8 protein-coding genes are annotated in these 12906 nt (G+C 59.6%); 2 read left to right on the top strand and 6 right to left on the bottom strand.

Annotated features, from left to right (window positions below; genetic code table 11):
• Positions 1-26: 26 nt before the first annotated feature.
• Positions 27-1619: an ABC-F family ATPase gene (locus tag MKS11_RS10955; RefSeq protein ID WP_004886235.1), complete on the top strand. Its 1593-nt coding sequence runs from the start codon at positions 27-29 to the stop codon at positions 1617-1619.
• 376 nt (positions 1620-1995) lie between these two features.
• Here the strand turns inward: MKS11_RS10955 and MKS11_RS10950 are convergent, their stop codons facing one another.
• The gene (locus MKS11_RS10950) at positions 1996-4359 is read right to left on the bottom strand and encodes a glycoside hydrolase family 31 protein (protein ID WP_087771576.1); all 2364 of its coding nucleotides are present in this window, start codon (positions 4357-4359) and stop codon (positions 1996-1998) included.
• Positions 4360-4374: 15 nt separating this feature from the next.
• Entirely contained in the window at positions 4375-5676 is a 1302-nt protein-coding gene (locus tag MKS11_RS10945; RefSeq protein ID WP_004886240.1) for an MFS transporter, read from the bottom strand.
• A 300-nt stretch (positions 5677-5976) separates the two neighbouring features.
• Between MKS11_RS10945 and MKS11_RS10940 the strand changes: the two genes are divergently transcribed.
• Positions 5977-7050, top strand: coding sequence for a LacI family DNA-binding transcriptional regulator (locus MKS11_RS10940; RefSeq protein WP_004886244.1), 1074 nt, complete (start codon positions 5977-5979; stop codon positions 7048-7050).
• On the opposite strand, the gene MKS11_RS10935 is transcribed toward MKS11_RS10940, so the two are convergent.
• The 4 genes from MKS11_RS10935 to MKS11_RS10920 form a co-directional block, all read right to left on the bottom strand.
• On the bottom strand, positions 7047-8312 hold the full coding sequence (locus tag MKS11_RS10935; protein ID WP_017900150.1) for a DUF1479 domain-containing protein: 1266 nt from the start codon (positions 8310-8312) through the stop codon (positions 7047-7049). The genes MKS11_RS10940 and MKS11_RS10935 overlap by 4 nt on opposite strands.
• A 140-nt stretch (positions 8313-8452) precedes the next feature.
• Positions 8453-9268 (bottom strand): Cof-type HAD-IIB family hydrolase, encoded by an 816-nt coding sequence (locus tag MKS11_RS10930; protein WP_032455759.1) that lies wholly within the window; start codon positions 9266-9268, stop codon positions 8453-8455.
• Positions 9269-9447: 179 nt separating this feature from the next.
• Complete coding sequence (locus MKS11_RS10925) at positions 9448-11880, bottom strand: formate C-acetyltransferase/glycerol dehydratase family glycyl radical enzyme (RefSeq protein ID WP_004886253.1); 2433 nt, start codon at positions 11878-11880, stop codon at positions 9448-9450.
• A 4-nt stretch (positions 11881-11884) separates the two neighbouring features.
• Positions 11885-12784, bottom strand: a complete 900-nt coding sequence (locus tag MKS11_RS10920; RefSeq protein ID WP_064178098.1) for a glycyl-radical enzyme activating protein — start codon at positions 12782-12784, stop codon at positions 11885-11887.
• Between the last annotated feature and the right edge of the window lie 122 nt (positions 12785-12906).

Here is a 12906-nt window from a genome sequence, read left to right as displayed (position 1 = left end):
TCATACTCTTTTTTCAGGATATCCCCGTGCTAGTATCCAGCAACGTTACCATGCAGTTTGGCAGTAAGCCGCTGTTCGAAAATATCTCCGTTAAATTTGGCGGCGGCAACCGTTATGGTCTGATCGGCGCCAACGGCAGCGGTAAATCGACCTTTATGAAGATCCTCGGCGGCGATCTCGAACCGACGCTGGGCAACGTTTCTCTCGACCCGAACGAGCGCATCGGTAAGCTGCGTCAGGATCAGTTCGCCTTTGAGGCGTTCACCGTGCTGGATACGGTGATCATGGGCCACAGCGAGCTGTGGGAAGTGAAGCAGGAGCGCGATCGCATCTACGCCCTCGCTGAGATGAGCGAAGAAGATGGCTATAAAGTGGCCGACCTGGAAGTTAAATATGGCGAAATGGACGGCTACTCTGCTGAAGCGCGCGCGGGCGAACTGCTGCTGGGCGTGGGCATTCCGGTTGAACAACATTACGGCCCGATGAGCGAAGTCGCCCCGGGCTGGAAGCTGCGCGTCCTGTTGGCGCAGGCGCTGTTCTCTAACCCGGACATTCTGTTGCTCGACGAACCGACCAACAACCTGGACATCGACACCATTCGCTGGCTGGAGCAGACGCTGAACGACCGCGACAGCACGATGATTATCATCTCGCACGACCGTCACTTCCTGAACATGGTCTGTACGCACATGGCGGATCTGGACTACGGCGAGCTGCGCGTCTATCCGGGCAACTACGACGAATACATGACGGCGGCCACCCAGGCGCGTGAGCGTCTGCTGGCGGACAACGCCAAGAAAAAAGCGCAGATTGCCGACCTGCAGTCCTTCGTTAGCCGCTTCAGCGCCAACGCCTCTAAATCGCGTCAGGCCACCTCGCGCGCGCGCCAGATTGACAAGATCAAGCTGGAAGAGGTTAAAGCCTCCAGCCGTCAGAACCCGTTTATCCGCTTCGAGCAGGACAAGAAACTGTTCCGTAACGCGCTGGAAGTGGAAGCCCTCACCAAAGGCTTTGAAGAAGGTCCGCTGTTCAAAAACGTCAACCTGCTGCTGGAAGTGGGCGAGAAGATTGCCATTCTGGGCGCCAACGGCGTGGGTAAATCCACGATGCTGAAAACCCTGGTGGGCGAACTGCAGCCCGATAACGGCACCGTGAAATGGTCTGAAAACGCGCAACTTGGCTACTACGCGCAGGATCATGAATACGAGTTCGAAAACGACCTGACGGTCTTCGAGTGGATGAGCCAGTGGAAACAGGAAGGCGACGACGAGCAGGCGGTGCGCAGTATCCTTGGTCGACTGCTGTTTAGCCAGGATGACATCAAGAAGCCGGCGAAAGTACTGTCCGGTGGTGAGAAGGGGCGGATGCTGTTTGGTAAGCTGATGATGCAGAAGCCAAACATCCTGATCATGGACGAACCGACCAACCACCTGGATATGGAATCCATCGAATCGCTGAACATGGCGCTGGAGATGTATCAGGGTACCCTGATATTCGTCTCCCACGACCGTGAGTTCGTCAGCTCGCTGGCCACCCGCGTGCTGGAGATTACCCCGGAACGGGTGATCGACTTCAGCGGCAACTACGAAGACTACCTGCGCAGCAAAGGTATCGAGTAATCCCTCTTCGTTACCCGGGTAGCGGCTATGCCTTACCCGGGCTACGCCTGGCATGGGATCTGTAGGCCCGTGCAAGCGTAGCGCCGCCGGGCAATAACCGCGGGTAAAGAGCCACTTTCGCGCCGGATGGCGGCTGCGCCTTATCCGGCCTACGGTCGGTGCTATTGTGAGCTTAAGAGCCCTATCTTGTACCCATGGTTACTGGAACTGTCCGTTACCGGGGCTACCAAACCGCACAGTGCTGTAGCCCCGGTAAGCGGTAGCGCCACCGGGGGTTTTGAGGCCACCCGTTTGTAGCCCGGATTAGCGTAGCGCAATCCGGGAACATCATTAAATCCAGGCCGGGCAAGGCGTAAGCCGCCGCCCGGCATATCGCTTAGCGCCTCCACTCCGCTCCTTCAACGCCATTCACCAGCAGTTTGCGTTTTTCTCCTGCCGGTAATGACAGCTTCAGCGCTTTCCACGCCGGGCGATAGTTGCCGCGGGCGTTGACCTTCAGGTTGATGGTGCTGCTGTCGCACGCCATTTCCCACTCCAGCCATAGCGCATCGCCCTGTTTATAGCCCCAGCTTTCGCCGTCATCCTCAAACAGCAGACCCGAAGAGGTCCCGACGCCTTTCAGCGGGAACAGCTGCAGTTCGCGACGATCGTCCTGTTGCGCCGCAACATGACGGATGCGCTCGCTGAGCGGCAGACCGGCCCCGGCGCGGACCAGCAGCGGCAGCTTTTCCAGCGGCGCGTCGAGGGTGACCCACTGGCCGCCGGCGAACCACTGGTGGCTGTAGAAATCGTACCAGCCGGCCTGATTATCCGGCAGCCACACCTCACGCTGACGGGCGTCAGGCTCGACCACGCTGGCCACCAGCAGGTCGCGCCCCAGCAGGAAGTCATCGCATTCGGCGAAGGTCTGCGCGTCGTGTTGATGATCGAGGAAGGTCGGGCGCAGCATCGGTTCGTCGTCAGCATGCGCCTGCCACAGCAGGGTATACAGATAGGGCAGCAGGCGGTAGCGCAGCTCAATCGCGGAACGAATGGCCGGGGTAACGGCCGGATACATCCAGGCTTCGTTGACCGTCTGGTCGTCATTCCATGAGTGAATGGTAAAGCGCGGGTGCATCACGCCGTTTTGTACCCAGCGCACAAACAGCTCCGGCTCCGGTTTATCGCCGGAGAAACCGCCGACGTCGTGACCGACGTTAAACAGCCCGGAAAGGCTCATGCCCAGCCCCATGCGGATGTTATAGCGCAGCGTATCCCAGTTGGTGCGGTTATCGCCGCTCCAGGTCTGGACGTAGCGCTGCATACCGGCGCAGCCGGAGCGAGAGATGAGATACGGGCGCTTTTCCGGCGCAAAGCGCTGCTGGGCTTCCATCGAGGCGCGCATCATCAGCAGCGGCATCACCGGGCGAATATGCTTGATGGCGATTTCGCGGCCAAAGCCGTAGCAGCGCGCTTCGCCGTCCCACACCTCATACTCGTTATTATCGTTCCAGGTCGAATCTATGCCCATCTCCAGCAGCTGGCTGGTGACCCCTTCCTGCCACCAGGCCACGGTTTGCGGATTGGTGAAGTCGAGGTGCGATCCTTCATCGTCCCAGAAGCTGGAGCGCTCCGGAGCGTCGGTTTGCGAATCGCGAACGAAAAGGCCGCGCTCCGCCACCTCGCCATAGCGCGGATGGTCCTGCAGCAGGCAGGGTTTGATATTGGCGGCCAGCTTCAGCCCGGCGTCGTGAAACGACTGGCTCATCACTTTCGGCTGCGGCACCTTGTCGTAGTTCCAGTTAAAGACGTAGCGCTTGCCGTTAATCGAGGTATAGCCGGATGAGAGCTGGAACGAATCGCACGGAATAGCGTGCTCATCGCACAGGCGGATGAAGTTCATCAGCTGATTTTGCGCATCCGGCGCGTCGGTGTAGTGCATGGTCGAGCCGCTGTAGCCGAGGCTCCATTTTGGCCCGAACAGGGTTTTACCGGTCAGACGTACAAAGGCTTTGGTGACATCCAGCACCTGTTTACCGGTGAACAGGTAGTAATCGATATCGCCGGCTTCCGCCTGCCAGCGGCGGTAGGCGGTGTGGTAGTTGTCGATTTCGTTACCCAAATCCAGCCAGCAGCTGCTCAGGTTGTCGTAAAACAGACCATAGCTGACGTCGCTGCGCTGGGTGATGGTGAACGGAATATGTTTATACAGCGGGTCGGTGCTGGCGGCGTTGTAGCCCATGGCGTCGAGGTTGCGCATCTCATAACGCTTACCGGTGCGCTGCAGATCGCCGGCCTTTTCGCCCAGGCCATAGAAACGCTCGTCTTTCCGGCGGCTCAGATAGTGGGCGACGCCGTCGCCGTGGGCATTGGCCAGATAGGCGCTGGTGGGGCGGTCGTTAGCAAGCTGCTGCCATTCCCCGGCGTCGTCGCGATAGCTCCACTCCAGCCACAGCGGCTGATGGACGGTGACGCGCAGCTGGCGGGTGGCGATGGTCAGCGTATCGGCCTCCTGTGTCAGCTGCCAGGCCGGGAGACTAAAACCGCTGAGGTCATCCCGGGCGCGGCCTTCCCACGGCACATCCTGCTGCGGAGCGATACTCCAGGTGCGATCCAGCGCCAGCTGGCCCTGGCGTTTCAGCAGCACGCGGAATAAATTCTCTTCCAGTACGTACAGGCACAGGGTGTGCTGGCCATCGACCGTCAGTTCAACGTGATGCTCCAGCTGTTGATGTAAACTCCAGTGTTTCAACGTTTTCATATCTTACATCCACTCTCAGGCGCGCTTGGCGCGACGTTCAGCAATAAATGCCACCAGGAAAACGGCGCCAATCAGGTCAAAGAAACCCATGGCGATGAACAGCGGGTTGAAGCCAATTTTGTCGGCGGTCACCCCGATTAATAACGAGAACAGGAAGCTGGCGATCCACGCCGCGGATCCGCGCATACCGTTTACCGTCGCCATTTGTCCCTTGTCGAACGACTCCACCACCAGCGCGCTGAGCATGCAGGAGATGATCTGATGTCCGAAGCCGCCAATGGAGATCAGGACGATGGTGATATAGGGATCGCGGGTGATAGCGACGAGGGCCAGGGAGATCATCAGAAATGCGCCGGTCACCGAGCTGGCGATCACTGAGTTGACTCGCGTACAGCCGAACCAGCGAACGTACAGGCGGGTGAGGTAGCCGCTGACCACGCTGCCGAGGTCGGCGGCGAGGAAAGGCAGCCAGGCGAACATGGCGATCTGCTTGAGATCCATGCCGTGCTCTTTGGCCAGGTACAGCGGTACCCAGAAGCTCAGCACCGCCCAGGCGGGCTCGGCCATAAACGCGGGAATGGCGATCCCGTAGAAACGTTTATTCTTCGAGACGGTTTTGAGTGCGGTAAAGAAGGGCTGTTTCACCGGCGGCGCTTCGTTATCCTGCTTGATGTACTCCAGCTCGCTTTTGCTGAGGTTGGGGTGCTTTTCCGGGTTCTGATAGAAGGCCCACCACAGCACCACCCACAGCAGGGCCAGCGCGCCGGTAAACATAAACGCCCCCTGCCAGCCGAAGGAAGCGTGGGCGAAGTAGATAATCGGCGGGGCGAGCATTGCGCCGATAGAGAACCCGACGCCAGCCCAGCCGGCGGCGATTGGCCGTTCAGACTTCGGAAACCACTCGCCGATGGTTTTGGCGTTGGCCGGGGTGGCGGCCGCCTCGGCCCCGCCCATAAAGAAGCGCAATATCGCCAGGTGCAGCCAGCTGCCGGCCCCGGCGTGGGCGATACAGGCCAGCGCCCACAAGGTGGCGCAGATCATAAACCCGAGCTTCAGGCCGATGACGTCGATAAGCCAGCCACAGAGCGGCTGGAAAATCGTGTAAGCCAGCTGAAACGCGCCGACGATCCAGGAATATTGTTCGGTGGTAATGCCGAGCGTCGCTTTCAGTTCCGGGGCGATAATCCCCAGCGAGTTGCGTGTGATGTAGTTGACGGTGACGCCAAGTAAAAACAGGACCAGCACCCACCAGCGCAGGTTTTTTACCACCCGGCGCGTTTTGCTGACCGCGATATCATTGTTGAGGCCTTGACTCATAGCACACTCCACATGACGTTAGTAGGGGGAAAGTGACGACCTCAATCCTTGAGTGGCCACGTAGTGTTATTAACTATTTGAATAGTCTATTTTTTTATCTCAACATCATTGGTATAACTAGTATGGGAGATGTTGGACCAATTCAGGCTAAGGGAGAAAAAACGGCGGGCAAAGTGCTATTTATGCAAGTTTTTTCATGAAATGACCGGGATCTCAAATTTTGCTCTGTCATTTGCTTACAGGGAGCGCTTTGGCGATTATGAAAATTCTTTCATTTTCCAATCGGAGCTGGATCACAAAATGGATAAAAAGCTGCGCGTCGCCGAAATCGCTGCCCGCACTGGGCTGTCGGCCAGTACCGTTTCGCGCGTCCTGGCCGGAAAGGCGAATACCAGCGACAAGGCGCGCCGGGCGGTGCTGGAGTGCGCCCGCGAGCTGGGGGTCATGCAGGGGCTGGCCGCCGGGCGTCTGCTGCTCAATAATCTGCTGGTGTTTGCCCCGCAGCGCGCCTTCGATGAGCGGTCGGATATCTTCTACTACCGGGTGATCCAGAGCATTAATAACGCGCTGGCGGCGCATGAAGTGCGCCTGCGCTACTGCGCGCTGGACGAAAACGACAGCGACGCCAATCTGTTTCTTGCCCGCATGAACGAAGCGGAAACCCAGGCCGCGGTGCTGCTGGGGATCGACGATCCGCATATTCATGGCCTGGCGGCGGATCTGGGTAAACCCTGCGTCTTGATAAACTGTCGGGATGAAGGGATGCGGTTGCCGTCCATTGCCCCCGATCATCGTTTGATTGGCCAGTGCGCCGCCCGCTATCTGTTTGATATGGGGCATCGGGTGGTGATGAACGTCATGTGTTTGCGCCGCTATACCATGGAGCTGCGGCTGGGGGGGATCGAGGAGGCGTGGCGCGCGCGCAATTTGCGCTTTACCGCCAGCCGGGATCTCATCAGCGTCGCCAACTTTAGCGCCAGAGAGACCGAAGAGCAGGTGGGGGCCTGGCTTGATGGCTTACAGGGCAGGCCGTTGCCCACCGCCTTCCTGGTGGGCGGCGATTTCATGGCCGCCGGCACGGTCAGCGCATTGCAAAAGCGCGGCCTGCGGGTGCCGCAGGATGTCTCGGTGATGAGCATCGACGGGTTTAATCTGGCGGCGATCCAGGAGGTGCCGCTGACCGCGGTGCATGTGCCGCGGGATGAACTGGGCAGCGAGGCGGTGCATCTCCTGCAGCAGCGCCTGCTGCGCCCGGAGGCGCCGCACGGTTCGCTGCTGCTGCACGGCACGCTGGTGGTGCGCGATTCGGTACGGCGGATCCGGCCGGGCAAAGGCCATACGGCCGTGGAGCCGCAGGGGCTGTATGACGATTAAACCGGGATACCCAGCGCCCGCTTGCCGTGGATGTTCAGATCTTCCAGAGTGAAGCGCCCCTGCCAGCTGGCCTCATAGTCCTCGCGCGGGAAATCCCCCGGCGAGGCCCCTTTTTCCAGAGCAATTTTCACTTTCTGCGCGTAGGCGAGGTTCTTTTCGCACATCGGCGCTGCCGGAATGTACATCACATTGCCCCAGCCCTGCTGATTTTCCACCGGCGCCACCGAGTGAATGACGTCGCAGTGCCACCAGACGGAATCGCCAGCGTTCAGCGCCGGAATCGAACTGAGGGCTTTGATCAGCAGCGGGTGCCACTGCTCAGAGATCGGCAGTACTCTGCCCGGCGCGACGCCGCACAGCTCATCTTCCGGCACATCGTCAAGCAGTGGGCGCAGCAGAACATAAGCCATCGCCTCGGGGATCGGCACCACGTGCAGTAGCCCCTGACCCGGGATCATGTCCGACAGCGCGGTCCAGCCCTGGAAAGTGCGGAACACTGAGCATTTGGTGGTGTTGTCGACGGTGTACTCTTCCACTTCAGTACGGTGCGCGGCGTCCCACGGATCGTAAGCGTCGACATGACCGTTAAACACGTTGGCGAAGACCTGCTGGTAGGCGGGGAGCAGCCAGCGCTCCAGCGCACCGGAATCGGTATGCGCGCCCAGCCCCTTCGAGGTGGTTCCCGGCGGACGGCGGCGAATGCGGTCAGGGTAAATGACGCTGACGTCCGGATCGAACCAGCGCTTGCCGTCCTGCTCAAAGCGCCACAGGCGGTTGAGGAAGGACTGCGCCGCGGCCATTTCATCGCTCTGGCGGGCCTGCATTTGCGAGGGCGACCAGTAGATGGGATAGATTTCCGGCCGCGAAGCCTCAAGCGTACCGAAGAAGCTGTCGCCTGGCCCTTTGTAGACCTCGTCGAAATGGTTCAGATCCAGATATTCCAGCATCGCGGTATCCCAGGCCAGCGCCTGTTCGCGCGGAAAGTGGCCTTTGATCACCGCGCAGCCCCGGCGCTTAATGGCCGCGCGCTGGGCATCGCTCACGGTTCCCTCGGCGATATCGCGGAACGGAATGGTTGGCCAGACCTCCTGGCCTGCGGCTTTCAGCGTCTCAATCTCCTGCAGGCGCTCGCTGATGCGCGCTGAGAGCTTATCGAACACCGCCTGGACGTCGCCGATTTGCGCCCGCAGCGCCTGCTTCATCTGGCGAATCGCCGCTTTGTGGTCGGCGGGGAGTGTTTCGTGGGTCGGGAGAGCAGCCATAATAACCTCGCTGTATCTTTCATTCGAAAGTATTAAATCTTACAAACGTTAATTTAAGTTAAAATGGAGTTAATGCAAGTTTAAAATCTTGCTGCGGCGCACAAAATGGACAAGCCGGGGCGCGCAGCCCCGGAGAGAGGTCAATCGTTGAAGGGAGCGCTGTTATCGAGGACGGCCTGAATGACGTTCAGCGCGCCGTCATGGTTATTATCGTCGGTCGCGTATCCGGCGATAGCCTTAATGCTGTCGGCGGCGTTACCCATGGCGAAAGCGTATTTCACCAGCTTCAGCATTTCGGCGTCGTTGCCGCTGTCGCCGATGGCCACGCACTGCTGCGGCGACAGGTTCCAGCGCTTGAGCAGGCGGCTGATGCCGTTGGCTTTATGCAGGCCGGGAATAATCAAATCGACAAAGCCAAAGCCGCTGGTGACCGGCTTCATAATGCCGTCGAGCGACACGTGCAGTTTATCGATCAGCTGCGGGATCTCACTGTCCGGCAGGTTCAGAGAGAATTTGAACAGCGTATCGTCGATGGCGTGATAGTCGCTTACCCGCTGCAGACGGTGGTAGTGCTTTGACATCAGGTCGACGAAGGCATCCGGGGCGTTATCGCTGACGTAAGCGCTCTGCAGGCCGCAGGCGACGAAGTTCAGCTGCGGATCTTTGAGTAGTTCGCCAATCACCACCTGCGATTCGTGGCGGGTCAGTTCGCCGTGGAACAGCTGCTTACCATGCGCAAAGACCAGCGCGCCGTTTTCGGCGACGAACGAGATCTGCTCGCGGATCTCCGGGAAGAAGGAGATCAGCTGATAGTACTGGTTGCCGCTGGCGACAACGAATTCAATGCCGCGCTGCTGCAGCTGGGCGAATTGCGCCAGAAACCGTGCACGATCGTAGGTTTTGGCGTCATTGAGAAAAGTTCCGTCCATATCGGTGACGATAACTTTAACGGTCATAAGGGGGTGCTCCTGGCTTAACTTCGACCAGTAACATTCTAATTACAATGTGATGGGGAGCACAAATTTATTTCGAATGAAAGTTCATGCATTCAGAAAATGCCGGGAGGCGGCGTTGCCTTTCCCGGCCTGCAGGACAGGGAAGGCCCGCTAAGCGTCGCGCCAGCGGGCCTGAGGGGTTAGAGCGTATGCTCGGTACGGGCGATGATATCGTCCTGGGTATCCGGCGACAGGGCGGTAAAGAACGCCGAGTACCCGGCGACGCGCACCACCAAATCGCGGTACTGGTCGGGGTGTTTCTTCGCCTCCAGCAGCGTGTCGCGCGAGACAATGTTGTACTGGATATGCCAGCCTTTATGCACCTCGAAGAAGGTGCGCAGCAGCACCATCAGCTTCTGCTTATCGGACTCGTTCTCCAGGGTGGACGGATTCAGCTTCTGATTAAGCAGCACGCCGCCGAGGATCGCCCCGGTGGGCAGTTTACCCACCGAACTGATGACCGCCGTCGGCCCCAGATGGTCGGTTCCGGAAGCCGGGCTGGCCCCTTCCGCCAGCGGGGTGTGCGCTTTACGGCCATCCGGCGTCGCCATGGTCTGCGCGCCGAACGGCACGTTGGCGGAGATAGACGACGTGCCGGCGTAATAGTTGCCGCCGATCGGGCCGCGGCCATAGCGCGGGTTGTGATACTGCTTCAGCTCGTCGATATAGGTCTGGTAGGCCCGCGCCAGCAACGTGTCCACGCTGTCATCATCGTTACCGTACTTCGGCGCGCCGTTGATCAACCGCTGGCGCAGCTGCTCGTGGGTCAGGCCGTCGAAATCTTCCGCCAGCGCCTTCGCCAGCTCCTGCTGGCCGATAACGCCCTGATCGAAGACCAGCTTTTTCACCGCCGCCAGGCTGTTGCCGAGGTTGGCGATGCCCACCTGCAGACCGGACACCCAGTCATATTTCGCGCCGCCTTGCTTGATACTCTTCGCCCGTTCGATGCAGTCGTCCACCAGCGCCGAACAGAGAATATCGTGGACGTTCTCTTCCAGCATGGTATCGACCACGTACTCAATCTCAATCGACTTACGGGTGTAGTAGCGGATCTGGCGGTCCCAGTCGGCCAGCACCTCGTCGAAGTTAGCGAAGTTGCCTTTCGACAGGGCGTGCTCCTGCGGCAGAAACACCTGGCCGCTGGTGGCATCGCGGCCGCCTTCCAGCGTCGCCAGCATCACCCGCGCGAAGTTGATAAAGCTCATGCCGGTGCAGCGATAGCCCCATTTGCCGCCGACCGCGGTTTCGATACAGCCGATGGCCGCATAATCGTAGGCGTCCTGCGGCTCAATACCCAGCTTGATAAATTCCGGGATCACGATTTCGTCGTTATTAAACGCTGGCATACCGAAGCCACAGCGGATCACCTGAACGCAGGCGTCGAGGAAATCGTTGCTCATTCCGGCGTGGTAGCGCACGCTGAGGTTCGGCTGGGTCGAACGCAGACGACCGCAGGATTCCAGGATGGCATACGACAGCGGGTTGACCGCGTCCTGCGGCTGGCCATCCACCAGGTTCTGGCCGCCGATGGTGACGTTCTGATACAGCGGGCTGCCGGCCGAGGCCTTGGAGTGCGAGCCGGAGCGGATCTTGTTAACCTCCAGCAGCTTCAGCCAGCAGCTGTGCAGCAGCTCAATGGCCTGTTCGCGATCCAACGATTGCTGCAGCTCAACGTCGCGGCGGTAGTACGGATAGAGGTACTGGTCCATGCGGCCAAACGAGACCGAGTGGCCATTGGATTCAATCTGCAGGATCAGCTGAATGAAGTAGCACAGCTGCAGCGCCTGCCAGAAGGTCTTCGGCGGCTCATGGGCGATGATGTCGCAGTTTTCGGCAATCGTCAGCAGCTCCTCGCGGCGTGCGTCACGGGATTCTGCCGTCGCCATCTCGCGCGCCAGCGCGGCGAAGCGTTTGCTGTGGTCGCTGACCGCCGCCAGCACAATATCAATCGCTTTCAGGAATTGTTCGCCGTGCAGGTCTTCCAGCACCGTCAGATTGATGCGCGACCGGCGTTCGGCGACTTTCGCGCGCAGGCCGTCCAGGCCTTTCTCCAGCAGCAGCGGGTAGTTGACCGCCAGGTGGGCGTCGCCGGAGGTCATATTGCCCTCTGCCTTAATAATGCCGGTGGCGAGCAGCGCTTTCTGCTCATCGGTAAACATGCCGTAGCAGCGGTCCTGTACGGTCTGGCCGCGCCACCACGGGCACACTTCATGCAGCACGCGCTTGTTCTCTTCGCTGACCGCGAAGCCGGCGCCGGGGCGGTCGGCGAGATCGTCGATCTCTTTTTCGATCCAGCTGACGGTGTATTCCGGGAAGATCGGCGCGGCGCGCACTTCGCTGGCCTGGTTGCCGACGATCAGCTCATCGTGCTTGATCCAGATGGTGCGCTCGGCAAGGTGATGCGCCAGCGCCAGGGCACGACGCACCGGGATTGGCTTATCAAGATGCTGCTGATACATCTCGGTGTAGTGGCGGGCGCGTTCGGTACAGACCGGTGGCTTGACAATATGCACCAGCGCCATTTTATGGGCCTGGATGCGGGCGCTGAGGGTGTTGAGTTTCAGAGTCGTCATAAGGTTATCCTCGTAAGATCGCCGTTAGCCCCTTGCTCCGCGCATAATCCTGCGCAAAGGCGAGCAGCTCGGGAGCATCCAGCGGTTTATCCGGTGCGGTGTAGGGCTGACTGAGTAACTGGTATTTATTCATTCCCAGCGTGTGGTAGGGCAGGAAATGGATTTCGCTGACCCGCAGGCGGTCGGCGGCAAAATCAGTGATGGCGGTGATGTCGGCTTCGCTGGCGTTGAATCCCTGGATCAGCGGCACGCGAATAATCATGTTTTTCCCCGCCTGCGCCAGACGCTGCAGGTTGTCCAGCACCCGGCGGGCGCTGCCGTCGGTCCACTGCCGGAAAACGGCCTCGTCGACATGCTTCAGGTCGGCGAGAAACAGGTCGACAAAGGGTAAAGACGGTTCAATGTATTTCCACGGCACGTGCAGGCAGGTTTCCACGGCGGTGTGAATGCCTGCCTGATGACTGGCTTCGAACAGCGCTTGCGCCAGCGTTGGGTTCATAAAGGGTTCGCCGCCGGAAAGAGTGATGCCGCCGCCGCTGCGATCGTAGAATGGTTTATCACGCAGCACCGTCGCCATGATCTCCTCGACGCTCTTCTCCTCGCCGCACACCGTGAGCGCGGTGGTGGGGCAGCAGTCGCGCAGCGCGGCGATATGGCTGTCGTTAACGTTTTGCCGGTGAATGATCAGGCCATCGAGGGTGCGGGTGATAACCGCCGGCGCCGCCTGCTGGCACAGCTCGCAGCCGGCCAGGCACAGCCGCGGGTCATACAGCAGATCTTCGCTACGGGCGCGGCTCTCCGGGTTCTGACACCAGCGGCAGCCCAGCGAGCAGCCTTTCAGGAAGACGACGGTGCGGATCCCTGGGCCGTCATGGGTGGAATAGCGCTGGATATTGAAGATCATGGCTTACCCTCTTTTTTGCGTATGAATATAAAAACACTTTCGAATGAAAGTTATATTGACGCAAATCAACAAGCGGGATGGGGATAAGTCAGAGGGGAGAAAATAACGAGAGCGGTCATAAA

The organism is Klebsiella sp. K5-45 (assembly GCF_030128605.1).
Classification (GTDB): Bacteria; Pseudomonadota; Gammaproteobacteria; order Enterobacterales; family Enterobacteriaceae; genus Klebsiella; species Klebsiella quasipneumoniae.
The sequence above is the reverse complement of the archived record's forward strand: the minus strand, read 5'-3'. Positions and strand labels throughout refer to the sequence as shown.

What these genes read in the sequence shown, in the direction of transcription:
- MKS11_RS10925 (WP_004886253.1), bottom strand. Translation starts at nt 11,880, where the DNA reads ATGACGACTCTGAAACTCAACACCCTCAGCGCCCGCATCCAGGCCCAT.
- MKS11_RS10930 (WP_032455759.1), bottom strand. Translation starts at nt 9,268, where the DNA reads ATGACCGTTAAAGTTATCGTCACCGATATGGACGGAACTTTTCTCAAT.
- MKS11_RS10940 (WP_004886244.1), top strand. Translation starts at nt 5,977, where the DNA reads ATGGATAAAAAGCTGCGCGTCGCCGAAATCGCTGCCCGCACTGGGCTG.
- MKS11_RS10950 (WP_087771576.1), bottom strand. Translation starts at nt 4,359, where the DNA reads ATGAAAACGTTGAAACACTGGAGTTTACATCAACAGCTGGAGCATCAC.
- MKS11_RS10920 (WP_064178098.1), bottom strand. Translation starts at nt 12,784, where the DNA reads ATGATCTTCAATATCCAGCGCTATTCCACCCATGACGGCCCAGGGATC.
- MKS11_RS10935 (WP_017900150.1), bottom strand. Translation starts at nt 8,312, where the DNA reads ATGGCTGCTCTCCCGACCCACGAAACACTCCCCGCCGACCACAAAGCG.
- MKS11_RS10945 (WP_004886240.1), bottom strand. Translation starts at nt 5,676, where the DNA reads ATGAGTCAAGGCCTCAACAATGATATCGCGGTCAGCAAAACGCGCCGG.